Origin of the sequence: Kitasatospora sp. NPDC093550 (assembly GCF_044764985.1) — a bacterium.
GTDB lineage: Bacteria > Actinomycetota > Actinomycetes > Streptomycetales > Streptomycetaceae > Kitasatospora.
The window spans coordinates 322,160-342,932 of sequence record NZ_JBIWJF010000004.1 but is presented as its reverse complement, the minus strand read 5'-3'; the positions used below and the strand labels follow the sequence as shown (position 1 = coordinate 342,932).

Annotated in this window: 15 protein-coding genes; 7 read left to right on the top strand and 8 right to left on the bottom strand. The window is 72.6% G+C overall.

What is annotated here, in order from left to right; all coding sequences use genetic code 11:
• Window positions 1-17: 17 nt before the first annotated feature.
• Window positions 18-731, top strand: a complete 714-nt coding sequence (locus tag ACIRD3_RS08730; protein WP_402213332.1) for a hypothetical protein — start codon at window positions 18-20, stop codon at window positions 729-731.
• Between the two features lie 139 nt (window positions 732-870).
• Here ACIRD3_RS08730 and ACIRD3_RS08725 read toward each other — a convergent pair whose 3' ends face one another.
• On the bottom strand, window positions 871-1,491 hold the full coding sequence (locus ACIRD3_RS08725) for an L-threonylcarbamoyladenylate synthase (RefSeq protein WP_402213331.1): 621 nt from the start codon (window positions 1,489-1,491) through the stop codon (window positions 871-873).
• 95 nt (window positions 1,492-1,586) lie between these two features.
• On the opposite strand from ACIRD3_RS08725, the gene ACIRD3_RS08720 reads away from it, so the two are divergent.
• Both ACIRD3_RS08720 and ACIRD3_RS08715 read left to right on the top strand, forming a co-directional pair.
• The gene (locus ACIRD3_RS08720; protein WP_402213329.1) at window positions 1,587-2,903 is read left to right on the top strand and encodes a cytochrome P450; all 1,317 of its coding nucleotides are present in this window, start codon (window positions 1,587-1,589) and stop codon (window positions 2,901-2,903) included.
• A 173-nt stretch (window positions 2,904-3,076) separates the two neighbouring features.
• Window positions 3,077-5,224 (top strand): hypothetical protein, encoded by a 2,148-nt coding sequence (locus ACIRD3_RS08715; RefSeq protein WP_402213327.1) that lies wholly within the window; start codon window positions 3,077-3,079, stop codon window positions 5,222-5,224.
• 106 nt (window positions 5,225-5,330) lie between these two features.
• Here ACIRD3_RS08715 and ACIRD3_RS08710 read toward each other — a convergent pair whose 3' ends face one another.
• Window positions 5,331-5,744 (bottom strand): Fur family transcriptional regulator, encoded by a 414-nt coding sequence (locus tag ACIRD3_RS08710; protein WP_402213325.1) that lies wholly within the window; start codon window positions 5,742-5,744, stop codon window positions 5,331-5,333.
• Between the two features lie 213 nt (window positions 5,745-5,957).
• Here ACIRD3_RS08710 and katG point away from each other — a divergent pair, with 213 nt between their 5' ends.
• Window positions 5,958-8,174 (top strand): catalase/peroxidase HPI, encoded by a 2,217-nt coding sequence (gene katG / locus ACIRD3_RS08705; RefSeq protein ID WP_402213323.1) that lies wholly within the window; start codon window positions 5,958-5,960, stop codon window positions 8,172-8,174.
• Window positions 8,175-8,327: 153 nt separating this feature from the next.
• Here the strand turns inward: katG and ACIRD3_RS08700 are convergent, their stop codons facing one another.
• Window positions 8,328-10,583 carry a M9 family metallopeptidase gene (locus ACIRD3_RS08700; protein WP_402213321.1) on the bottom strand — a complete coding sequence of 752 codons (2,256 nt, stop codon included), beginning with the start codon at window positions 10,581-10,583 and terminating at the stop codon, window positions 8,328-8,330.
• Window positions 10,584-10,861: 278 nt separating this feature from the next.
• Between ACIRD3_RS08700 and ACIRD3_RS08695 the strand changes: the two genes are divergently transcribed.
• The gene (locus ACIRD3_RS08695) at window positions 10,862-11,464 is read left to right on the top strand and encodes a superoxide dismutase (protein WP_402213320.1); all 603 of its coding nucleotides are present in this window, start codon (window positions 10,862-10,864) and stop codon (window positions 11,462-11,464) included.
• Between the two features lie 184 nt (window positions 11,465-11,648).
• A complete protein-coding gene (locus tag ACIRD3_RS08690) occupies window positions 11,649-12,485 on the top strand; it encodes a polysaccharide deacetylase family protein (protein ID WP_402213318.1) in 837 nt (278 codons plus the stop codon).
• 74 nt (window positions 12,486-12,559) lie between these two features.
• Here the strand turns inward: ACIRD3_RS08690 and meaB are convergent, their stop codons facing one another.
• The 3 genes from meaB to ACIRD3_RS08675 are packed head-to-tail and all read right to left on the bottom strand — an operon-like array spanning window position 12,560 to window position 17,656.
• Window positions 12,560-13,546 carry a methylmalonyl Co-A mutase-associated GTPase MeaB gene (meaB, locus tag ACIRD3_RS08685; RefSeq protein ID WP_402213316.1) on the bottom strand — a complete coding sequence of 329 codons (987 nt, stop codon included), beginning with the start codon at window positions 13,544-13,546 and terminating at the stop codon, window positions 12,560-12,562.
• A 13-nt stretch (window positions 13,547-13,559) separates the two neighbouring features.
• A complete protein-coding gene (gene scpA / locus ACIRD3_RS08680) occupies window positions 13,560-15,764 on the bottom strand; it encodes a methylmalonyl-CoA mutase (RefSeq protein ID WP_402213314.1) in 2,205 nt (734 codons plus the stop codon).
• The gene (locus ACIRD3_RS08675; RefSeq protein ID WP_402213312.1) at window positions 15,761-17,656 is read right to left on the bottom strand and encodes a methylmalonyl-CoA mutase family protein; all 1,896 of its coding nucleotides are present in this window, start codon (window positions 17,654-17,656) and stop codon (window positions 15,761-15,763) included. Before ACIRD3_RS08675 ends, scpA begins: the two co-directional genes overlap by 4 nt.
• Before the next feature lie 418 nt (window positions 17,657-18,074).
• On the opposite strand from ACIRD3_RS08675, the gene ACIRD3_RS08670 reads away from it, so the two are divergent.
• Window positions 18,075-19,157 carry an NlpC/P60 family protein gene (locus tag ACIRD3_RS08670; protein ID WP_402213310.1) on the top strand — a complete coding sequence of 361 codons (1,083 nt, stop codon included), beginning with the start codon at window positions 18,075-18,077 and terminating at the stop codon, window positions 19,155-19,157.
• Between the two features lie 178 nt (window positions 19,158-19,335).
• Here the strand turns inward: ACIRD3_RS08670 and ACIRD3_RS08665 are convergent, their stop codons facing one another.
• A complete protein-coding gene (locus tag ACIRD3_RS08665) occupies window positions 19,336-20,280 on the bottom strand; it encodes a M56 family metallopeptidase (RefSeq protein WP_402213308.1) in 945 nt (314 codons plus the stop codon).
• Complete coding sequence (locus ACIRD3_RS08660) at window positions 20,277-20,648, bottom strand: BlaI/MecI/CopY family transcriptional regulator (protein ID WP_402213306.1); 372 nt, start codon at window positions 20,646-20,648, stop codon at window positions 20,277-20,279. The genes ACIRD3_RS08665 and ACIRD3_RS08660 overlap by 4 nt, the downstream gene beginning before the upstream one ends.
• Window positions 20,649-20,773: the final 125 nt, after the last annotated feature.

Below are 20,773 nucleotides of genomic sequence, written 5' to 3'. Positions count from 1 at the left end.
TGTGTTGAACGGCCGCCATGACCGGACTGCGGAACCTCATCACCGGGCTGCCCGACGCCTTCGCCGCCGCGCCCCGGCCCGCCCGCGTCGAGGGCTGCCCGTGCTGCACCTCGCCGGCCGGACCGGACGCCCTGCTCCGTACGCCCCGGGAGCGGCTCGGGCCGGAGGAGCTGGCGCACTACGCCGGCGCGGTACTGGACACCGTCGGCTCCCCGGCGGACCTGCGCTACTTCGCGCCCCGCATCCTGCAACTGCTGCTCACCGGCGAACTCGCCTGCCCCGAGCTGGAATCGTTCTGCCTCAAGCTCGCCCGGGCGAGCTGGCAGGACTGGCCCGAGGCCCCGTACCTCCGCCGACTGTTCCACGCGCTCTGGCAGGACGTCCTCGGCGACGGCGAGGAGTGGTGGGACGCCGAGGCCGTCCTCTGCGCCGTCGCCGCCGCCGACCCGGCGACCGTGGAGCCCGCTCTAGCAGAATGGGCTCGCCTCGCGACGCCGACCGCCGTCGAGCGCCTGCACGAGTTCCTCCTCCACAGCGGCACCGAGCCCCGGAACGCGTTCTGGGACCGCCGTGCGCCGGGTTATCGCGCCTTCACCGACTGGCTGTGCGACCCCGTCCTCCTGGCCGCCGTCGAGGAGGCCGTCCACCGCACCGAAAACCCCGCTCATCTCGAACAACTCTTCACCGTCCATGCCGTCTTGGAGACTCAGCGGCACCGTCCGGCGAGGTGACCCCCGCCCGGGCGTCCGTGCCCGTCCGATCCTCCTCCCGACGACCCTCGGCGGGCGAGTCCCCTGAGCGCGCTTTCCCGGGCCGGGGCCGTCCCCCCGGCGGCCGGAGGGCCGGGGGGACGGCGGTGCGCCCGGCCGGTCACTCGAAGCGGCTCGGGTCCCCGGCACCCCGGCGGACGATCTCCGGCCCGCCGCCCGAGAAGTCGACGACCGTCGTCGGCTCGGTGCCGCAGTCGCCCGAATCCACCACCGCGTCCAGCACGTGGTCGAGGCGCTCCTTGATCTCCCATCCCTGGGTCATCGGCTCGTCCTCGCCGGGCAGGACCAGGGTGCTGGAGACCAGCGGCTCACCGAGCTCGGCGAGCAGGGCCCGGGTGACGGCGTGGTCGGGGATCCGCACCCCCACCGTCTTCTTCTTCGGGTGCAGCAGGCGGCGGGGCACCTCCTTGGTCGCCGGGAGGATGAAGGTGTAGCTGCCCGGCGTCGCGGCCTTGACCGCGCGGAACACGTTGTTGTCGAGCTGCACGAACTGCCCCAGCTGCGCGAAGTCCTCGCACATCAGGGTGAAGTGGTGGCGCTCGTCGAGACGCCGGATCGACCGGATCCGGTCGAGGCCCTCCCGGTTGTCGAGCCGACAGCCCAGCGCGAAGCAGGAGTCGGTCGGGTACGCGATGAGGGCCCCGGACCGGAGGCTCTCGGCCACGGTGCCGATGGTGCGCGGCTGCGGGGACTCTGGGTGCACGTCGAAGTACTTCGCCATTGGCCGACCCTAAGGGATTCCGGCGACCGATCGGCGCAGCCGCGACGTCCCGCGCTCTGGCAGGCCGTCGCGGCCCGGGCGTACGGTCGGTCGGTATGGGCTTCGATCAGGCGGCGGTGAACCGGGTCTTCCTCCCCGGGACGTACGCCGGGGGTGTGCCGTACGAGCTGTTCCGCGAGCTGCGGGCCGAGGCGCCGGTGTGGTGGGTGGAGGAGCCGGGCGTCGGCGGCTGGCCGGCCGGGCCGGGCTACTGGGCGGTGCTGCGCCACGCGGACGTGAAGCACGTGCTGCGCAGCCCGCAGGACTTCTCCTCGCACCTGGGCGCCACCCAGATCCGTGACCCCGACCGGCCGGCGGACCTGGCCTTCGCCCGGACGATGATGCTCAACCAGGACCCGCCCGACCACTCCCGGCTGCGCCGGATCGTGGCGGCGGCGTTCACCCCGCGGGCGCTGGCCGAGCTCGCGGGCGCCGTCGACGACCGGGCGCGCGACCTGGTGGCGGCGGTACGGCCGGAGGGCGGCGCGGACTTCGTCCGGCTCGCTGCCGACCTGCCGGTGTGGACGCTGGCCCGGGTCATGGGAGTGCCCGAGCAGGACCGGCAGTTGCTGCTGGACTGGGCGAACCGGGTGATCGGCTACCAGGACGCCGACTACGCCGACGCCACCACGGCCGACCCCGCCACCCTCACCGACCTGGGGCGCGCCGCCCTCGCCCGCCGCCCCACCGCCCGCACCACCCCGGACGGCCGCCCGGTCAACCCCCGCTCCCGGGCCGCACTGGCCGACATGTTCGCCTACGCCCACGGCCTCGCCCGCCAGGCCGAGCCGGCCGGCCTGCTCGCCCGGACGCTGACGGCCGGTCTGACGGCGGAGGAGTTCGAGACCATGTTCTTCCTCTTCGCCGTCGCCGGGAACGAGACCGTCCGCAACGGCCTGCCCGGCGGTCTGCTCACCCTGCTCGACCACCCGGAGCAGTACCGACTCCTGCGCTCCAGGCCGGAGTTGCTGCCCACGGCGGTGGAGGAGATGCTGCGCTACTGGCCGCCGGTGATGGACTTCCGCCGTACCGCCGCCCGGGACGTGGAGTTGGCCGGGCGGACGATCCGCCGGGGCGACAAGGTGGTGGTCTACCACGCCTCCGCCAACCGCGACGAGACGGTCTTCCCCGACCCGGACCGCTTCGACGTCACCCGCAGCCCGAACGACCACCTGAGCTTCGGCGACGGCCCGCACTTCTGCCTCGGCGCCCGACTCGCCCGTCTGCAGATGTCGGCCCTGCTCCACCACGTCGTCACCGAGCTCCCCGACCTGGAACGCGCCCCGGGCCCGCCGCCCGCCCGGCTGGTCTCCAACTTCCAGAACGGGCTGAAGGACCTGCGGATCCGGTGGCGACCGGCGGGCCGGCCGTAGGCGGGTGGGACCGCCGGCTCCGACTCGACGGTCCGCCGCGTTCGGAAGGTGAACACGGGACTGCCTCTTGACGCCGATTCAGCCCGAGAAGAGACTCCCCTCGGTCAGACCTGCGCGTCCGCAGGGCCGATCCGGCCTTCACTTCGCGAACACTGACGAGAGGAAACCCCCGTATGCCTCTGCCTCGCACGGTCCTTCCGAGCCGCGGGCCGTCCCACCCCGGGCGGAGGCGACGCGCGGTGGCGCTGCTCGCCGCTTCCGTCCTCGCGCTCGCCGGGGTGTCCGGACTCACGTCCGCGTCCGGGACCGCGTCCGCCGCGTCCGTCACGTTCGGGGCCGCGTCCGTCGCGGCCGGCGACTACGCGCAGAGCGCCTCCCCGCTCGGCGCCTCACAGGTGCAGATCAGGTTCACACCGACGACGGCGGCCCGCTACGTCGACCTCCACTACCTGGTCAACGGCGCCGGCCAGCAGAACTTCCGGATGACGCTCGACTCCGGCACCTGGACCCGGACCGTCGGTCCGCTCACCGCCGGCACCCTGATCGAGTACTGGTTCACCTACGAGAAGAACGGGCCGCAGTACGACACCCCGCACTTCACCTACACGCAGGGCGGCGGGGGCGGCCCGACGACCGGGTGCCCGGCCCAGTCCGACACCCCGGACCTGGGACCGAACGTGCACGTCTTCGATCCCGGCATGTCCGGCGCCGCCATCCAGGCGGAACTCGACGCCCAGTTCGCCCGGATGAAGGACACCGGCACCGCGCAGTTCTCCGAGGACCGGGTGGCCGACCTGTTCAAGCCCGGCGTGTACAACGTGGAGGACAACGTCGGCTTCTACACCTCGGTCGCGGGTCTGGGGCAGAACCCGGACGACGTGACCATCAACGGTCACGTCACGGTGGACGCCTTCAACGCCTCGGACGCGGGCAACGCCACCCAGAACTTCTGGCGTTCGGCGGAGAACCTGGCCGTCAACCCGTCCGGCGGCAACCGCTGGGCCGTGGCACAGGCGGCACCGCTGCGGCGCGTCGACGTCCACGGCGACCTGCAGCTCTACCCGGCGAGCCACGGCTGGGCGAGCGGCGGCTACGTCGCCGACACCAGGGTGACGGGCCAGGCGTCCTCGTCCTCGCAACAGCAGTGGTACACGCGGGACAGCAGCCTGGGCAGTTGGAACGGCGGTGTGTGGAACATGGTCTTCTCCGGCACCGGCGGCGCGCCGGCGAACACCTTCCCGAACCCCCCGGAGACCACGCTGGCCACCACTCCCGTCTCGCGTGACGTGCCCTACCTCTACGTCGACGGCACCGGCAAGTACCGGGTGTTCCTGCCCTCGCTGCGCACCGACGCCGCGGGCCCCAGTTGGGCGGGCGGGAGCACTCCGGGCAGTTCGCTGGCGATGAACCGGTTCTACGTCGTCAAGGCCGGTGACACCGCCTCGACCATCAACGCGGCGCTCGCCCAGGGGTGCAACCTGTTCGTCACCCCGGGGGTCTACCACCTCGACCGGACGCTCGACGTCACCCGGGCCGACACGGTGGTCCTGGGCATCGGCTACCCGACGTTCGTGCCGGACAAGGGCGTCAACGCGATGCAGGTGGCGGACGTCGACGGCGTCCGGCTCAAGGGCCTGCTGTTCGATGCCGGTACCACCGAGTCGGCCGCGCTGCTGACCGTCGGGGCCTCCCGGACGGGCGCGCGGCACCGGGCCGACCCGACGACGATCCAGGACGTGTTCTTCCGGATCGGCGGCGAGATCGCGGGCCGGGCGACCACGAGCCTGGTCGTCAACAGCAACGACGCGATCATCGACGACATCTGGGCCTGGCGTGCCGACCACGGCAACGCGGGCACGGTCGGCTGGGGCGTCAACACGGCCGACAACGGCCTGATCGTCAACGGAGACGACGTCGAGGCGACGGGCCTGTTCGTCGAGCACTACCAGAAGGTCAACGTCACCTGGAACGGCCAGAACGGCAGGACGGTCTTCTTCCAGAACGAGATGCCGTACGACGTGCCGAACCAGGCCGCCTGGATGAGCCCGACGGGGGTGAACGGCTACGCCGCCTACAAGGTCGGCGACAACGTCACCTCGCACGAGGCCTGGGGCCTGGGCAGCTACTGCTACTTCAACGTCAACCCGTCGGTGAACGGCCACCACGCGTTCGAGGCGCCGGCCACCCCCGGCGTGAGGTTCCACGACGCGTTGACCGTGTCGCTCGGCGGCAAGGGCACGATCACCCATGTCATCAACGACACGGGAGCGGTCACGCCCACGGGCAGCACCGTGCCCAGCAACGTGGTCTCCTACCCCTGACCCGGGGCGCCGGCCGGCCCCCCGCCGGACCGGCCGGCCTTCCGGAACGAGCCGGGGAGCCCGTCGCCCGCCGCCGTGCGCGGGGTCGGCCCTGGGGGCGGGGCGGTCAGCCCGCGCAGTTCGGGCAGAGTCCCCGGTAGGTGACCTCGGCCTGCGCGACGGTGAACCCGAAGCACTGCTCGGCCGGCAGGTCGGCCAGGGGGTCGCCGAGCGGGTGGACGTCGCGGATGGTGCCGCAGCCGGTGCAGATCAGGTGCTGGTGCGGGCGGTGCGCGTTGGGGTCGTAGCGCTTGGCGCGCCCGTCGGTGGAGACCTCGATGACCTCGCCGAGGGTGACCAGCTCGCCGAGGGTGTTGTAGACCGTCGCCCGGGAGATCTCCGGGAGGCGTTCCGCGGCGCGGGCGTGCACCTCGTCCGCGGTCAGGTGCACGTGCTCGCCGTCCAGGACCTCGGCCACGACACGCCGCTGGGAGGTGAGACGCCAGCCGCGCCCGCGCAGCCGCTCCAGCAGGTCACTCATATCGGTTCACCTATTCAGGTCAAGGGGAAGACCGGAGTTTACCAATACACATCCTGGGTCATCCGGATCCCGATCGGATATGGGTTTGGTGTCATTCTTGACTTGGATTCCGTCCATCGTAGGATCGGCTCCGGCGCTAGCCTAGGTAGCAGCACTAGATGCCGTAGGTAGCACAGAAGACACCGTGATCCGCCTTGTGAGGGAAGGGTTCCCATGTCTGACATCCACGATGCAGCCGGCACGGATGCGAATGCGGAGGGCTGCCCGGTGAACCACGGGCGCGCGCCGCACCCCACCCAGGGTGGGGGAAACCGTCAGTGGTGGCCGGAACGGCTCAACCTGAAGATCCTCGCCAAGAACCCCGCGGTGGCCAACCCCCTCGGCGGGGACTTCGACTACGCGGCGGCCTTCAACACCCTCGACCTCCCGGCCGTCAAGCGGGACATCCAGGAGGTGCTCACCACCTCCAAGGACTGGTGGCCGGCCGACTACGGCAACTACGGCCCGTTCATGATCCGGATGGCCTGGCACAGCGCCGGCACCTACCGGATCAGCGACGGCCGCGGCGGCGCCGGCGGCGGCCAGCAGCGCTTCGCCCCGCTGAACAGCTGGCCGGACAACGCCAGCCTGGACAAGGCCCGCCGGCTGCTCTGGCCGGTGAAGAAGAAGTACGGCCGCGCGCTCTCCTGGGCCGACCTGATGATCCTGGCCGGCAACGTCGCACTGGAGGGCATGGGCTTCCGGACCTTCGGCTTCGGCGGCGGCCGGGTGGACGAGTGGGAGCCGGACGAGGACGTCTACTGGGGCCCGGAGACCACCTGGCTGGGCGACGAGCGCTACACCGGCGACCGCGAGCTGGAGAACCCGCTGGCCGCCGTCCAGATGGGCCTGATCTACGTCAACCCCGAGGGCCCCAACGGCAACCCGGACCCGATCGCCGCCGCCCGCGACATCCGCGAGACCTTCTACCGGATGGCGATGAACGACGAGGAGACCGTCGCGCTGATCGCCGGCGGCCACACCTTCGGCAAGACACACGGCGCCGGCCCGGCCGACCACGTCGGCCCGGACCCGGAGGCCGCCCCGATCGAGCAGCAGGGCCTCGGCTGGAAGAGCGGCTTCGGCACCGGCGTGGGCGGCGACGCGATCACCAGCGGCCTGGAGGGCGCCTGGACGCCCACCCCGGTCACCTGGGACAACAGCTTCTTCGAGACGCTGTTCGGCTACGAGTGGGAGCTCACCAAGAGCCCGGCCGGCGCCCACCAGTGGAAGCCGAAGGACGGCGCCGGCGAGGGCACCGTCCCGGACGCGCACGACCCGAGCAAGCGGCACGTGCCGATCATGCTCACCACCGACCTGTCGCTGCGCTTCGACCCGGTGTACGAGCCGATCTCCCGGCGCTTCCTGGAGCACCCGGAGCAGTTCGCCGACGCCTTCGCCCGCGCCTGGTACAAGCTCACCCACCGCGACATGGGCCCGGTCGTCCGCTACCTCGGCCCCGAGGTCCCGTCCGAGAAGCTGCTCTGGCAGGACCCGCTGCCGGAGGTCTCCTACCGGACGATCGAGCCGGCCGACGTGGCCGACCTCAAGCGGCGGATCAACGCGACCGGCCTGTCGGTGGCCGAGCTGGTCTCCACCGCCTGGGCGGCGGCCTCCTCCTTCCGCTCCAGCGACAAGCGCGGCGGCGCCAACGGCGGCCGGATCCGGCTGCAGCCGCAGATCGGCTGGGAGGTCAACGAGCCGGACAAGCTGGCCTCGGTGCTGCGCACCCTGGAGGGCGTGCAGCAGGAGTTCAACGCGCAGGCCGGTGACAAGCAGGTCTCGCTGGCCGACCTGGTGGTGCTGGCCGGCGGCGTCGGCGTCGAGCAGGCGGCCAAGGCGGCCGGCCTCGCCGTCGAGGTGCCGTTCGCGCCCGGCCGGGTGGACGCGCCGCAGGAGCTGACCGACACCGAGTCCTTCGCCGCGCTGGAGCCCAAGGCCGACGGGTTCCGGAACTGGGTCGGCAAGGGCAACCGGCTGCCGGCCGAGTACCTGCTGCTCGACAAGGCGAACCTGCTGGGCCTGAGCGCCCCCGAGCTGACCGTGCTGGTCGGCGGCCTGCGCGTGCTGGGCGCCAACCACGGCCAGTCCGCGCACGGCGTGCTCACCGGGACCCCGGGCGTGCTGACGAACGACTTCTTCGTCAACCTGCTCGACCTGGACACCCGGTGGTCCGCGACCTCGGAGGACTCGCACACCTTCGAGGGCCGGGACGCCTCGGGCAAGGTCCGGTGGACCGGCACCCGGGCCGACCTGGTCTTCGGCTCCAACGCCGAACTCCGGGCCATCGCCGAGGTGTACGCGAGCGACGACGCCAAGGAGACCTTCGTGACGGACTTCGTCGCGGCCTGGGTCAAGGTCATGAACGCGGACCGCTTCGACCTGGTCTGATCCCAGGACCGCGAAGAGCGGCTCGGCGAGCGCGGGAGCCCGGGGGCCTCGACCCCCGGGCTCCCGCCCGCCGTCACGGCAGCTGCGGGGTGGACCCCACGCGGCGCAGGGCCCCGCGTCGCCGCGGGGCCCTGCTGCCTGCCGGCGGGCCGGTCAGTTGTAGGTCGTGGTGACGGTGACGCCGCCGAAGCCCTGCTGGCCGTACAGGCTGAAGTACACCCAGCCGGACGGCGGGTTGGCGATGGTGAGGGTCTCGCCGTTGCCGCCGTTGGCGGACTTGGCCTGGTACGAGCCGGTGGTGGCCCAGCTGCCGCCGTTGTAGTACAGGTCGGCGTTGCCGGTGCCGCCGCCGGTGGTGATGGTCAGCTGCTGCACGCCGGCCGGGAGGTACAGGAAGCTGTAGCTGTAGTTCCCGGTGGTGGCGGCCACGCCGTCGCGGCGGCAGTTCTTGTCGAACTGCCGGGTGTCGGCGGCGGTGCACAGCGGGGCCTGGTTGGCGGGCAGGGAGCCGCAGTTGTCGGCGGCGCACTGCTTGAGCCAGGCGGCGAAGTCGGCGTCGTAGGCGGTGCCGATGGTGTTCTTGAGCAGGGTGCGGGCGCCGTTCCAGTCACCGACGCGGTACTTGGCGAGCAGCGCGTCGACGTCCCGCGGGTGCGACTGGAACATGTAACGGACGGCCAGGTAGCCCCAGTTGTAGATCCGGGTGGAGTCCGCGTTGGCGTAGGTGCTGTCGAAGAGGGTGCTCAGCGCGTAGGTGCCCTTGCCTGCCTGGGCGACCGCGTCGTCGTAGTGGACGCCCCGGTAGCTGTAGGAGACGTACTCGGCGAGGCCCTCGACCCACCAGACGGTCGGGGTGGTCATCCCGGCCTCGAAGTCGCCGTAGAAGTCGTAGCGGCCGTCGAGGTAGTGGGTGTACTCGTGGTTGAGGTTCCAGATCTGGAACTGGGGGCGCAGCCAGGAGGCCTCGTGGGCGATGAAGCGGGCCTGGTTGCCGGCCTTGGCCGGGTCGCCCTCCTCGTACATCCCGCCGTTGTCGACCTCGATCTTGTACATCTCCCAGGCGTAGAGGCTGTAGTTGTAGTAGTCGTCGAAGACGACGACCTCCAGGCTGGTGTTGTTGTCGTTGGCGACCGGCCCGCTGTCCTTGACCAGCTTGTGGAAGAAGGCGTCCTCGTTGACCAGGCTGGTGCAGGTGTCGGCGAGCTGCTGCGCGGTCATGTCCTGCGCACGGATGCGCAGGTTGGCGTTGCAGGTGTGGTCGACGGTGAGCACGAGCGGGACGAGCTTGGCGGGGACGTCGCAGGTGCCGTAGTAGGAGCAGTTGCCGGCGTCCTTCTTCTCCGCGAACCAGAGCAGGTTCATGGTGAGCGGACCGGTCTTGCCGACCAGCGGGTAGCGGTTGACGAGGTCCTTGACGATCGGTCGGCCCTGGGCGCGCAGCGTGTCGTCGGCCACCAGCTTGCCGATCTGGATGCCGATCCGGGTGACCGGGTCGCCGCCGTCGATCCCGGCGCTGTTGCGGGTGACGAAGGACGCCATGGTGGTGGCGAAGGCGGGGTCGGCCTGCAGGGCGGCGACGAAGTCCGGCCGGTCGAAGCCCTGCGAGATGACGGTCTCGGTGTTGGCGACGGCGGTGGCCATCGAGCCGGTCCAGGCGGTGGAGTAGCCGTCGAGCAGGCGCTTGACGACGCCGGTGTAGCGGCCGTTCTCCTGGGCGCTGTCGATCAGGGTGACGGCCTCGGCGAGGGTCTGGCCGTTGGCCTCGGTGACGTCCTTGCTGTGCGGGGCGGCGAAGAAGGCGTCGAGGGCGCCGCGGATCGCGGTCCGCAGGGCGGTGCCGTACGGGCCGACGACGTCCGAGTGGTTCCACTGGACGTAGTAGCCGGCGCGCAGGAAGAGCACCAACTGCCCGACCGAGGTGGAGTCGTCGCCGGGGTAGGCGGCGGAGGCGTCGCGCAGGGCGTTGGCGACGGTCGCCATCTGGGCCTCGTTGAAGGCGCCCCGGGCGTCGGTGCCGGTGAGGGTGAACAGCGAGTTGACGCAGTCGAGTCCGGCGGACTTGACCTGCTGGACCAGCGCGGCACCGGAGTTGCCGGTGAAGGAGGAGACGTCGCAGGCGTTGGCCGCGGCGGAGAGCCGCTTCGCCGTGTTCGGCGCCCCGACGGTGCCGCCCCCCGTCGGGGCGGCGGTCTTGGCCCCGGCGTCCGCGGCGAGCGGGCGGGCGTCCTTGGGGGTGTCGGGGGACTTGGGGACGGGAATCGCGTGCGGCGCGGCCGGCCTGGCCTGGGGAGCCGACGGCGTGTCGGCGGCGTGGGCCTGGGGTGCGAAGAGTCCGAGGGCGAGGAAGAAGGCGGCGCCGAGCGCAGGGAGTCTGCGCGCGTTCGCCTTCGCTATCCGGAAGGGACGCATGGGGTGGGGGCCTCCGGGCCGTGGGGGGGCTCGTGCGGTGTGGGGCGCACGGCTTCCTGATGTGTGACATGTAAAATGGCACACCGCTCGACGCGGAGGGAAGCCCCGGGAGCGGAATTTCGACCGGCTTGACCGAACCGTTGCCGTGCCCCGCCCCGGCCCCACGCCGGATGTGACGAATCAGCAGGAGCCCATGCTTCTCTCCTGCAAGTCATACGCAATAGTGTTGTCCCGGCACGATCAGCTACGTTCAACCCGCCGAAAGGGGCCGTGTCCTGATGGGCACCTACACGCTTCCCGACCTCCCGTACGACTACTCCGCGCTGGAGCGGGCCATGTCGGCCGAGATCCTGGAGCTGCACCACTCCAAGCACCATGCCGCCTACGTCAAGGGCGCCAACGACACCCTGGAGCAGCTCGCCGAGGCGCGCGACAAGGAGCAGTTCGGCGGCCTGGTCGGCCTGCAGAAGACCTTCGCCTTCCACCTGTCCGGCCACGTGCTGCACTCGCTGTTCTGGCAGAACCTCTCGCCGGAGGGCGGCGACCGCCCCGAGGGCGAGCTGGCCGACGCGATCACCGAGCACTTCGGCAGCTTCGAGGCCTTCAAGAAGCAGCTCACCAACGCCACCACCGGCGTCCAGGGCTCCGGTTGGGGCATCCTCTCCTGGGAGCCGCTCGGCCGGCGCCTGATCGTCGAGCAGGTCTACGACCACCACGGCAACGTGGGCCAGAACACCACCCCGCTGCTGGCCTTCGACGCCTGGGAGCACGCCTACTACCTGCAGTACCGCAACGTCCGCCCGGACTACGTCACCCGCCTGTGGGACGTCGTCAACTGGCAGGACGTGTCGGCCCGCTTCGCGGCCGTCCAGGGCGCCTGATCGCGGTCGGGTGAGGGGCGGGCTCCGGACCGGTCGGGCGGTCCGGAGCCCGCCCCCGCTCCGACGCGTGGTCAGGACCGACCGCCGTGAGCGCAACCCGAGCGCGGGGGTTCGCGTCATGAACCTCGGAGGCTGCCCGAGGGGCGGCGGAGCCGACGCAGACAGGCGGGGGAGCGGTCAGTCGATGGACCTCAAAGTGCGCATGCAGGACCTGGCCGGCAGCCGGGTGGCCCTGGCGGTGGCGGCCGTCGCCCTGGCGGCGGGCGCCTGGGGAGTCGCGGCCCTCGCCGGACCGGGCGGCGTCCCCCGGCAGGACATCGCCCAGGGGCAGGGCTCCTCCCCGGACGGCAGCGACGGCAGCAGCGGGGACGGCGCCAAGGGCGGCGACGGCGGCACCCAGCAGGGCGGCATACCCGACGGCATCGCCCACGCCTCCGAGAGCGGCGGCAACGCCGTCAACATCACCATCGACGACGGCCCCGACCCCACCTGGACCCCGAAGGTCCTCGACGTCCTCAAGCGGCACGGCGTGACGGCGACGTTCTGCATGATCGGTCCGCAGGCCAAGGCCCACCCCGACCTGGTCAAGCAGGTCGTCGCGGCCGGCCACCGGCTCTGCGACCACACCGTGGACCACGACACCACCATGGACAAGAAGCCCGTCGCCTACCAGGAGAAGCAGATCCTGGACGCGAAGAAGATGATCGAGGACGCCGCGGGCGGCGCCAAGGTCCTGTACTACCGGGCTCCCGGCGGCTCCTTCACCCCCGACAGCCGGCGCATCGCCGCCGCGAACGGCATGCGGCCGCTCGGCTGGAACGTCGACTCCAAGGACTTCAACAAGCCCGGCACCGCCGCCATCGTCGCCACGGTCAAGAAGGAACTCCACCTCGGCCCGACCATCCTCTTCCACGACGGCGGCGGCGACCGCCAGCAGACCGTCGAAGCCCTCGACCAGGTCCTCACCTGGCTGAAGGCCCAGGGCCGCCCCACCGGCTTCCCCGTCCAGACCACCCCGTGACCCCGCCCCGGAACGGTTCGGGCGCCGTGCCCCACGCATCGGCGGGGCACGGCGCCCGACCTCCGTGTCGCCGGTCAGTCGAAGAAGGCGTCCAGGATCTGCTGGGCGGCCAGGCCCGGGGGGAGGGTGCCGGCGCGGACCAGGGTCTCCAACTCGGGGGCGAGGCGCTGGACCTCGGGGTTCTCGTGCAGGCGGGCGTAGAGCTGGTCGTGGACCATGGCCCAGGTCCACTCCACCTGCTGGTCGCGGCGCTTCGCGGCGAGGGCGCCCGTCGCGTCGAGGACCTTGCGGTGCTGCTGGAGGCGCTCCCAGAGCACGTCGAGGCCGGTGTTCTCGCGGCCGCTGCAGGTCAGCACGGGCGGGGTCCAGGCCGCGTCGGGGGACTGCAACAGCCGCAGGGCGCCCGCGAGTTCGCGGGCGGCCGCGCGGGCGTCGGTCTCGTGCGGGCCGTCGGCCTTGTTGATCGCGATGACGTCGGCGAGTTCCAGGACGCCCTTCTTGATGCCCTGCAGCTGGTCGCCGGTGCGGGCGAGGCTGAGGAGCAGGAAGGTGTCCACCATCCCGGCCACCGCCGTCTCGGACTGGCCGACGCCGACCGTCTCGATGAGCACCACGTCGTACCCGGCGGCCTCCATCACCACCATGGACTCGCGGGTGGCCTTGGCGACCCCGCCCAGCGTTCCGGAGGTGGGGGAGGGGCGGACGAAGGCGTGCGGGTCGACGGCGAGGCGTTCCATCCGGGTCTTGTCGCCCAGGATGGACCCGCCGGTGCGGCTGGAGGTCGGGTCGACGGCGAGCACCGCGACCTTGTGGCCGAGCCCGGTCAGCATGGTGCCGAAGGCGTCGATGAAGGTCGACTTGCCGACCCCGGGCACGCCGGTGATGCCCACCCGGACCGCGCCGCCCGCGTGCGGCAGCAGCCGCTGGAGCAGCTGCTGGGCGAGCACGCGGTGGTCGGGCCGGGTGGACTCGACGAGGGTGACGGCCCGCGCGATCCAGGCGCGTGAGCCGTCCAGGACACCCGTCGCGTAGCTGTCGAGGTCGATCGTCCGCGGAGGCATGACGCTCAGCGGCTCACAGCTCGTGGCCGAGCTCGGCCGCCAACGTCGTCAGCAGGTCGTGCGCGGCGTCCGGGATGACCGTGCCCGGGCCGAACACCGCCGCCGCGCCCGCCGCGTAGAGCGCCTCGAAGTCCTGCGGGGGGATGACCCCGCCGACCACGATGGTGATGTCCTCGCGGCCCGCCGCGGCGAGTTCGGCGCGCAGCGCGGGCACCAGGGTGAGGTGGCCGGCGGCCAGCGAGGAGACGCCGACGATGTGCACGTCCGCCTCGACGGCCTGGCGGGCGACCTCGGCCGGGGTCTGGAAGAGCGGGCCGACGTCCACGGTGAAGCCGAGGTCGGCGAAGGCGGTGGCGATCACCTTCTGGCCGCGGTCGTGGCCGTCCTGGCCCATCTTGGCGACCAGGATGCGCGGGCGGCGGCCCTCGGCGAGCTCGAACCGCTCGACCAGGTCGCGGGTGCGCTGGAGGGAGGCCGACGGGCCCGCTTCGTCTCGGTACACACCGGAGATGGTACGGATCTGGCCGGAGTGGCGGCCGTACACCTTCTCCAGGGCGTCCGAGATCTCGCCGACGGTGGCCTTGGCCCGGGCCGCGTTGACGGCCAGGTGCAGCAGGTTGCCGTCCAGCGAGCCGCCGCGCTGCGGACCGGCCTCGGCGGCCCGGGTGAGCGCGTTCAGCGCGTCCTGGGTGACGGCCTCGTCGCGCTCCTCGCGCAGCCGGCGCAGCTTCTCGATCTGCCGGGCCCGCACCGCGGAGTTGTCGACCTTGAGCACGTCGATCTGCTCGTCGCTCTCCACCCGGTACTTGTTGACGCCGATCACCGGCTGGCGGCCGGAGTCGATGCGCGCCTGGGTGCGGGCGGCGGCCTCCTCGACGCGCATCTTGGGGATGCCGGCGTCGATCGCCTTGGCCATGCCGCCGGCCGCCTCGACCTCCTGGATGTGCTGCCAGGCCCGGGCGGCGAGGTCGTTGGTGAGCTTCTCGACGTACGCCGAGCCGCCCCACGGGTCGATGACCCGGCAGGTGCCCGACTCCTGCTGCAGCAGCAGCTGGGTGTTGCGGGCGATGCGCGCGGAGAAGTCGGTGGGCAGGGCGAGCGCCTCGTCGAGGGCGTTGGTGTGCAGCGACTGGGTGTGGCCCTGGGTGGCGGCCATCGCCTCGACGCAGGTGCGGGTGACGTTGTTGAACACGTCCTGCGCGGTGAGCGACCAGCCGGAGGTCTGCGAATGGGTGCGCAGCGACAGTGACTTGGGGTTCTTCGGGTCGAACTGCTTGACCAGCTTGGCCCAGAGCAGCCGGGCTGCGCGCAGCTTGGCGACCTCCATGAAGAAGTTCATACCGATCGCCCAGAAGAACGACAGCCGGGGCGCGAAGGCGTCCACGTCCAGTCCCACGTCCAGGCCCGCGCGCAGGTACTCCACCCCGTCGGCCAGGGTGTAGGCCAGCTCCAGGTCGGCCGTCGCACCGGCCTCCTGGATGTGGTAGCCGGAGATGGAGATCGAGTTGTACCGGGGCATCTTCTGCGAGGTGTACGCGAAGATGTCCGAGATGATCCGCATCGACGGCTGCGGCGGGTAGATGTACGTGTTGCGGACCATGAACTCCTTGAGGATGTCGTTCTGGATGGTCCCGGCCAGCTTCTCCGGCGGTACGCCCTGCTCCTCGGCGGCGACGATGTACAGCGCCAGCACGGGGAGCACGGCGCCGTTCATGGTCATCGACACCGACATCCGGTCCAGCGGGATGCCGTCGAACAGCTGGCGCATGTCGTAGATCGAGTCGATGGCGACGCCCGCCATGCCGACGTCGCCGGTGACGCGCGGGTGGTCGCTGTCGTAGCCGCGGTGGGTGGGCAGGTCGAAGGCGACCGAGAGGCCCTTCTGGCCGGCCGCGAGGTTGCGGCGGTAGAAGGCGTTGGACTCCTCGGCGGTGGAGAAGCCCGCGTACTGGCGGACGGTCCACGGCTGGTTGACGTACATGGTCGGGTACGGCCCGCGCAGGTACGGGGCGATGCCGGGGTAGGTCTCCAGGAAGTCCAGCCCGGCGAGGTCGGCCGCGGTGTACAGCGGCTTGACGCCGATGCCCTCGGGGGTGTCCCAGACCAGCTCGTCGACGTCCTTGCCGGTGGACTGCCGCCAGGCGGCTCGCCACCGGTCGTCGGTGGCGTCCGGGGCGGAGTCGCCGTCCAGCCCGATTCCGGTGAAGTCGGGGATCATCGGGCCGCCTCGCTCTCGTCGGCGCCGCTCGCGCCGGTGATCAGGTCCAGCAGGGAGGTGAGGACGGCGACCGCGTCCCCGCCCGCGTGGATGAACGCGTCCACTCCGTCGGGCAGTTCGCCGAGCCGTCCGGCCAGCAGCACCCGCCGGGCGCCGGCCGCCTTCAGGGCCTCGGCGACGGGCGCGGCGTGCTCGCCGTACAGGGCGTCGCTGGAGCAGAGGCAGGCGACGGTGGCGCCGGAGGCCCGGAAGGCCTCGGCGAACGCGGCCGGGTCGACGGACTCCAGGGCGGTGGTGGCGATGCCGCCCGCCTGGAACAGGTTGGCCGCGAAGGTGGTGCGCGCGGTGTGCGCGGCGGCGGTGCCGATCGAGGCGAGGAACAGCTTCGGCCGCTCGCCGGTCGCGGCGAGCAGGGCGTCCGAGCGGTCCCGCAGCGCCTCGTACGCCTCGGCGCGGCGCACCCGCGGCAGGCCGCCGGCGAGCGCGGCGGGGGCGGGCTCGCGGACCAGCGGCTGCTCGTCCAGGTGCGGGAACTCGCTGACGCCGGTGACCGGTTCGCGCCGCTTGGCGAGCCTGACGGAGCGCTCGGCCCAGGTCGCGGCGATCCGCTCCCCGACCAGGCCCGAGCCGAGCGCGGTCTGCTGGCCGCCGGCCCGCTCGATCTCCTGGAACCAGGCCCAGGCGGCCCGGGCCAGCTCCTCGCCGAGCTGCTCGACGTACCAGGAGCCGCCGGCCGGGTCGATGACCCGGGCCAGGTGCGACTCCTCCAGCAGGATCGACTGGGTGTTGCGGGCGATCCGGCGGGCGAAGGCGTCCGGCAGGCCGAGTGCGCTGTCGAAGGGCAGCACGGTGACGGCGTCGGCGCCGCCCACCCCGGCGGCCAGGCAGGCCACGGTGGTGCGCAGCATGTTCACCCACGGGTCGCGGGCGGTCATCATCACCCGGGAGGTGACGGCGTGCTGACGCTGCGCCGAGGCCTCCGGGGCCGCCCCGGACGCCTGCGCGACGCGGGCCCAGAGCCGGCGCGCGGCACGGAACTTGGCGATGGTCAGGAACTGGTCGGCGTCCGCGGCGTAGCGGAACTCCAGCTGGCCGAGAGCGGCGTCCACCGACAGCCCGGCCGCGGTGAGCGCGCGCAGGTAGGCCACGCCGGTGGCGAGCGAGCAGGCCAGCTCCTGGGCGGGGGAGGCGCCGGCCTCGTGGTAGGGCAGGGCGTCCACCGTCAGCGCCCGGACGTTCGGGTAGCCGTCGGCGCAGCGGGCGGCCAGCGCGGTGGCCTCGGCGAGCAGCCCGTCGGTGCGGGCGGTGTCGCCGGTGCGGGCCTGCAGGCCCAGCGGGTCGGCGCCGAGGTTGCCGGAGGCGGCGGCGGGGGAGACCTCGCGCTGCGCGTAGAGCTCGAACAACTGCTCGGCGGCGGCGGTGAATTCGGGTCCGGCGTCGAGCGCCACGGCGGCCAGGTCGAGGTACACGCCGGTCAGCGCCTCGGGCAGGGCGTCCACCGGGAGGGCCTCGCCGCCCAGTTCCAGCCAGAGCGAGCCGACACCGTTCTCCAGGTCGGCCAGGACGGCCTCGTTGGCGCGCCGGCGGTCCGGGTCGGCGTGCCGCTGCCGGACGTCCCACCCGGCGACGGCCGAGCCCTGCGGCCGTCCACCGCGGACGAAGGGCGGGAAGCCCGGGTAGCCGGGGTCGACGGCCGTGTCCTCGGCCGTGTACAGCGGGCGTGCGCTGAGCCCGTCCTGGAGCTTGCTGGTGAGTGCCTGCTCGGCCGCGGCGCCGTCCTCGGGCTGGGCACCGGACTTGCGCAGCACGCCCTGGACGAGCTGCTGCCACTGCTCACGGTGCGCGGCCGGGAACTCGGCGGCGAGGGGGAGCCCTTCGGGCGGGACCTTCATGTCCGCAGGTTAGCGCCCGTTCGCATAGCCGCAGGAGGGGAGATCCGTGTGACCTTTCCCTCGATTTGGCGTGTTCTCAGCACTCCGTGCGGCGGGGAGTGCCGCGAGCCGCGGCCACGGCGCCGGCGGCGGTTGAACCCCGGACCGCGCGGCGTCCGTAGTCAACACCGATGGCACGGAACGCGGTCGATGTCCCGTCATGGCCCTGAAACGTCATGATCAGGGGGATTGCGGAACCCCTGCCCTCATCTATTAAGTTACTTCGAAGAAGGCGGGCGGGGCGGCATCCCCCCGTTGCTCGTCCTGCCCGTCTTCGCCGTGCCCCGGCCGACCGAGCCGTCCCCCGGCCCGACCGAGCCGTCCCCCGAGCCCCTCCCAGATCCCCCTCCCCAGATTCCCCCGAAGGAGAGCCGCCGCGATGGGAAAACGCCGCAAGCCCAGCCCCCCGAGCCGGGCCCGCATGGCGGTCCTCACCACGGCCGTGGCGGCCGGCGGCGCGGTCCTCGCCTCCGGCACCGCGCACGCCGAGCCGACGCCCACCCTCGCCTCCGTCAAGGAGCAGGTGGACCAGCTCAACGAGCAGGCCGAGCAGGCCATCGAGCGCTACAACGGCTTCCAGGACAAGCAGCAGAAGCTGCAGGGCGAGGCCAACCGGATCCAGGAGAAGGTCGTCCGCGGCCAGGAGGCGATGAACGAGCTGCGCACCCGGCTCGGCGCGGTCGCCGCCGACCAGTACCGCTCCAACGGCATCGACGCCTCGGTCCAGCTGATGCTCGACTCCGACCCGGCCGGCTACCTGGAGCGGGCGGCGGTGCAGAACCAGGTCTCCGACTCCCAGGCGAACCTGCTCAAGCAGGCCCAGGACGAGCAGCGCAGGCTCGACCAGGACCGCGCCGAGGCCACGGCGACGCTCGCCCAGCTCGACTCGGTCGGCAAGCAGCTGGTGGAGCAGAAGAACGACATCCAGACCAAGCTGGCGCAGGCGCAGGAGATGCTCAACAAACTCAGCGCCGAGGACCGCGCCAGGATCAACGCCCAGCAGTCCGCCGAGAAGGCCAAGGCCGAGGCCAAGCAGGCCGCCGCCGGCGCGGCCGACCGGGCCTCCCGCTCCGCCGACCGCCCCGACCTGAACGCCCCGGTGCCGGCCGCCAGTGGGCGGGCCGCGGCCATCATCGCCTTCGCCCAGGCCCAGCTCGGCAAGCCGTACGGCTGGGGCAAGAACGGCCCCGCCACCTTCGACTGCTCCGGCCTCACCAGCCAGGCGTACCGCGCGGCGGGCGTCACGATCCCGCGGATGTCGCAGGACCAGTGGAACTACGGCCCGCACGTCGACCGCGCCAACCTCCAGCCGGGCGACCTGGTGTTCTTCTACAACGACCTGCACCACGTCGGCCTGTACATCGGCGACGGCAAGATGATCCACGCGCCGCGCACCGGGAAGAACATCGAGGTGCTGCCGATCTCCGCGATGCCGTACATGGGCGCCGTCCGCCCGGCCTGACCGGCACCCGCCCCCGGCGTACGGCCGCTCCGGCGACCCCCGGCCCCGCCCGCTTCCGCCCCGGCCCGCTTCCGCTCCGGCCCGTGTGCGCCCCGGCCCGCTTCCGCTTCGGCGGGGGCGGGCCTTCGCCGTCCGTGCGGGCCGCGTGCCGCGGCTGCCCGCCCGAGGGGCGCCCGCGCTACGGATGCGGGGCGCAGGCCAGCAGGTACGGCAGTAGCGGCAGCGCCAAGGACCCCAGCCCGCAGGCGAGTCGGCACCGCCGCCCACCGCCCGGGCGGGCCAGTCGGCGGACCCGGGCCAGCACCCCGGTGACGGCCACCCCGAGTGTCCCGCCCTCCGGAGCCGCCGCGCCGTTCGGAGCCGCCCCGCCGTCCGGATCCGCCGCGCCGCCTGGAGCCGCCCCGCCGGCGGTCGCCAACGCGTAGAGCGCCGAGGCCAGTTCACCCCGCGACACCCGCGCCAGCGCCGCGTCGTCCGCCGCCATCTCCAGCAGCAGCGCCACCTCCGCACGCCCGGCGCGGGCCAGTGGCAGCGGTCCGAGCAGCAGGGCGAAGGTGTCGGCGGGCAGCCGGAGCAGGTGGTGGCGGCCGCGGATGTGCCCGTGCTCGTGGGCGACGGCCGCGGCGAGCTGCCGGTCGTCCAGCAGCCGCAGCGCCCCGCGCGACAGCACGACCCGGGAGCGGCGCCCGGGCAGGCAGTAGACGGTCGGGTGCGCGTGCTCCAGCACCAGCGCGTCCCAGCGCCCGTCCCGTACGGCGACCACGTCCAGCAGCGACCGGTGCCGGCGCCGGGCCCGTCCGGTGCGCACGCCGACGGCGGTCACCAGGGCGGCGAGCGCCGCACCGGCGGCGGCCAGCAGCCACCAGTCGTGGGTGTGCGGGAGCGCGCCGCCGGCCGGTTCGGTGTGCGGGAGCAGGCCGAGCAGCCCGGCCGGCTCATGGGCGAAGGGCTCCACGGCGTGGTGCGCCGCGAGCAGCAGGGCCACCGTGAACGAGGCCATCAGCGCCAGCCAGAGGGCCGCGCCGGCCGCCGGACGGTTCTGCAGCCGGGTGGCGCCGGCCAGTCGGCGGGGCAGCGCGATGCCGGTCACGGCCAGGTAGAGGCCGAGCAGCGCGAGGGTCACTCCTCGCCCCGGGCCGTGACCTGTTCGAGCGCCGCGAGCAGGGCGGAGGCCTCGTCCCCGGTCATCCGGTCGACGAAGTGGAGCAGCGCGCCGGCCCGGTCGGGGGTGGTCTCCAGCGCCTGGTGCATCAGCCGCGCGGTGTACTCCTCGCGGGTGCAGCTCGGCCGGTACACCCAGGCGCGGCCGACCTTGTCGCGGCGCAGCCAGCCCTTGGTGTGCAGGATGTCGGCGACCGTGGTGACGGTGGTGTAGGCGACGGCCCGCTGCCGCTGCAGGTCGTCCACGACCTCGCGCACCGTGGCCGGCCGGTCCCAGGACCACAGCCGGTCCATGATCTCGGCCTCCAGGTCTCCGAGCCCCCGTAGCACCGTCCTGTCTCCCTCGCCGAACCCGCCGCCGGCGCCCTTCGCCCGCCGGAACGCGGCCCATGGTACGGCGAGTGCCGGGCGCCCGCCCGCGGGTGGCGGAGGCGGGCGCCCGGCGGCTGCGGAGC

Bases quoted from the DNA above. Each gene is read 5' to 3' on its own strand.
- ACIRD3_RS08725 (WP_402213331.1), bottom strand. From the start codon at position 1,491: ATGGCGAAGTACTTCGACGTGCACCCAGAGTCCCCGCAGCCGCGCACC.
- ACIRD3_RS08715 (WP_402213327.1), top strand. From the start codon at position 3,077: ATGCCTCTGCCTCGCACGGTCCTTCCGAGCCGCGGGCCGTCCCACCCC.
- ACIRD3_RS08690 (WP_402213318.1), top strand. From the start codon at position 11,649: ATGGACCTCAAAGTGCGCATGCAGGACCTGGCCGGCAGCCGGGTGGCC.
- ACIRD3_RS08700 (WP_402213321.1), bottom strand. From the start codon at position 10,583: ATGCGTCCCTTCCGGATAGCGAAGGCGAACGCGCGCAGACTCCCTGCG.
- katG (WP_402213323.1), top strand. From the start codon at position 5,958: ATGTCTGACATCCACGATGCAGCCGGCACGGATGCGAATGCGGAGGGC.
- ACIRD3_RS08695 (WP_402213320.1), top strand. From the start codon at position 10,862: ATGGGCACCTACACGCTTCCCGACCTCCCGTACGACTACTCCGCGCTG.
- ACIRD3_RS08670 (WP_402213310.1), top strand. From the start codon at position 18,075: ATGGGAAAACGCCGCAAGCCCAGCCCCCCGAGCCGGGCCCGCATGGCG.
- scpA (WP_402213314.1), bottom strand. From the start codon at position 15,764: ATGATCCCCGACTTCACCGGAATCGGGCTGGACGGCGACTCCGCCCCG.
- meaB (WP_402213316.1), bottom strand. From the start codon at position 13,546: ATGCCTCCGCGGACGATCGACCTCGACAGCTACGCGACGGGTGTCCTG.
- ACIRD3_RS08675 (WP_402213312.1), bottom strand. From the start codon at position 17,656: ATGAAGGTCCCGCCCGAAGGGCTCCCCCTCGCCGCCGAGTTCCCGGCC.
- ACIRD3_RS08710 (WP_402213325.1), bottom strand. From the start codon at position 5,744: ATGAGTGACCTGCTGGAGCGGCTGCGCGGGCGCGGCTGGCGTCTCACC.
- ACIRD3_RS08730 (WP_402213332.1), top strand. From the start codon at position 18: ATGACCGGACTGCGGAACCTCATCACCGGGCTGCCCGACGCCTTCGCC.
- ACIRD3_RS08720 (WP_402213329.1), top strand. From the start codon at position 1,587: ATGGGCTTCGATCAGGCGGCGGTGAACCGGGTCTTCCTCCCCGGGACG.